Consider the following 2,496-nt stretch of genomic DNA (forward strand, 5'->3'; position numbering starts at 1 on the left):
GCAGGCTGCGCCACGGGATCAACCGACGCCGGCTCCGGCAGTGACGGATCGTCCGAGGACGAGGTCGTCAAGATCGGCGTCGTCGGCAAGGGCGACGAGCAGTGGCCGGCGTTCGTCGATGCCGCAGATGAACACATCTCCCACCCGAGACTCGTAGACCATCTCCTCGTCGAGCTCGCCCACGCGTGCTCCGGTCGTCTCGCCGGCGACGAAGACCCCGAACAGGCCGCGGTCGGGGATGGTGCCGCCACTGGTCACCGCGATGCGCTGCGCACCGGGGCGTCCGGTCAAGGTGCCGGCGTCGCGATCCCACACCAGTCGCGGCCGCAGCTCCGCGAACTCGTCGGAGGGGAAGCGCCCGGCGAGCAGGTCGAGAGTCGCCTCGTAGGCCGAACGCGGAAGGGCCTGGAAGGGTGCCGACCGGCGGACCGTCTCGAACCACTCCTCCACGCCGATGGCGCCGAGCGCGCTCGCCGCAACCGTCTGCTGGGCCAGGATGTCGAGCGGGTTGCGCGGCACCTGGATGGCCTCGATCTTGCCCGCCAGCATCCGCTCGGTCACGATCGCGGTGTGCAGCACGTCGCCGCGATGCTTCGGGAAGAGCGCGGCGCGACTGATCTCGCCCACCTGGTGCCCAGCGCGGCCGACGCGCTGCAGGCCCGAAGCGGCGGACGGGGGTGCCTCGACCTGGATCACGAGGTCGACCGCACCCATGTCGATGCCGAGTTCGAGACTGCTCGTCGCCACGACGCAGCGCAGCACCCCCGACTTCAGCTCCTCTTCGACCTGAGCTCTCTGCTCCTTCGAGACCGACCCGTGGTGCGCCTTCGCGAGCACGGGATCGGCGCCCGCGGTGGCTCCGGCCTGCGCCATCATGGCGGCGGGTATGGTCGCCGCCGGCAGCTCGATGCCGATGCGCTCGGAGTAGATCTCGTTCAGTCGGCCCGTCAGGCGCTCGGCGAGCCGGCGGGAGTTGGCGAACACGATCGTCGAGTTGTTCTGCAGGATGCGGTCGACGATCGCCTCCTCGACATGCGGCCAGACGGATCCGGTGACCTCGGAGTATTCGGCATCGGCCGCATCCCCTGGCACACCGGGAGGGGGCGGCGGGTTGGTCATGTCGTCCATCGGCACGACCACGCCGAGCTCGAAGGTCTTGGATGCGGGAGGTGCGACGATCTCGACCGGAGCCGACCCGCCGAGGAACCGCGCGACCTCGTCGATCGGACGTACCGTGGCCGAGAGCCCGATGCGCTGCGCCGGCTTCTCGATGCCGTTCGCGCGGCGCAGGGCGTCGAGACGCTCGAGACTCACGGCGAGGTGTGCGCCGCGCTTGGTGGCGGCGACGGCGTGCACCTCGTCGATGATCACGGTGTGCACCCCGCGCAGGGTCTCGCCCGCCCGGCTCGTGAGCATGAGGTAGAGCGACTCGGGGGTCGTGATGAGGATGTCGGGCGGATCTGACACGAGCTTGCGCCGGTCGCTCGAGGTCGTGTCGCCCGATCGCACGCCGACCGTCACCGCAGGCGAGGGCACTCCGAGCCGTCTCGCCGACTGCCCGATGCCGATGAGCGGGGAGCGGAGGTTGCGCTCGACGTCGACGCCGAGCGCCTTCAGCGGGGAGATGTAGAGGATGCGCGTGCGCGGCTCGCCCTTCGCAGGCGCGGAGGTCTCTGCCATGCGCTCGCGGAACACGCTGTCGATCGCCCACAGGAAGGCCGAGAGCGTCTTGCCCGAGCCGGTCGGGGCCACCACGAGGGCGTGCTTGCCTGCGGAGATCGCGTCCCACGCGCCCGCCTGAGCGGGAGTGGGCGCGGGAAAGGCACCCCGGAACCAGTCCTGCGTCGCGGGGGTGAAGCGGTCGAGCACATCGCTCATCCCTCCATCTTCGTGCAGGCCGGGGACATCGGGGTCGTGACGATGTCGGCGGAGGGCGACCTCGACACCTTCATCGAGGTCGCCGAGGTCTGTCCGGCAGAGCAGGCCACCTGCGCCGGGGCGTCGTACCGCAGTAGGACGCCCCGGCGCAGTGGGCACTTCGGGCCGACGCGACGGGGCGGCCTGCGCTCATACCGTCTCCCTATGCCCACCGGAAACACCGTCTCCCATCCCGCAGGAACCGCGTTGCGCGTCATCGCCTCGATCGTCGGAAGCGTGGTCGTCGCCGTCGCGCTGAGCATCATCTGGATCGCCAGGTTGAGCATCGATCGGGTCCTGTACGTGAGTGGTCTCGGCGCGGACGGTGAGCCGACGGCCGGATGGTTCGAACTCGCGCTGCTCCTGCTCGTCGTCGGGGGCTTCGCTGTGGCCTGGGCCGCGCGCGGGCTGCGCTCCACGGTGCCGTGGCTGAGCGTCTGGTCGCCGTCGTTCTCGGTGGCGATGGCGTCGTCGCTGTTCCTGGTGGCCTCGCAGGTCACGTGCACGACCGGATGCCCGCTGCCGGTCGGGCCCGCGTTCACGTGGCAGGACCTCGTGCACACGACCGTCGCCGTTCTC

The 2,496-nt window shown here is 70.4% G+C and carries 2 pseudogenes; one reads left to right on the forward strand and one right to left on the reverse strand.

Annotated features, from left to right (window positions below):
• Window positions 1–120 precede the first annotated feature (120 nt).
• A pseudogene (locus KZA10_RS12170) lies at window positions 121–1,878 on the reverse strand (DEAD/DEAH box helicase); the annotation flags it as partial.
• A gap of 204 nt (window positions 1,879–2,082) precedes the next feature.
• Between KZA10_RS12170 and KZA10_RS12175 the strand changes: the two are divergent.
• Window positions 2,083–2,496, forward strand: a pseudogene (locus tag KZA10_RS12175) (hypothetical protein); the annotation flags it as partial.

The organism is Microbacterium sp. BF1 (assembly GCF_019279095.1).
Classification (GTDB): domain Bacteria; phylum Actinomycetota; class Actinomycetes; order Actinomycetales; family Microbacteriaceae; genus Microbacterium; species Microbacterium maritypicum.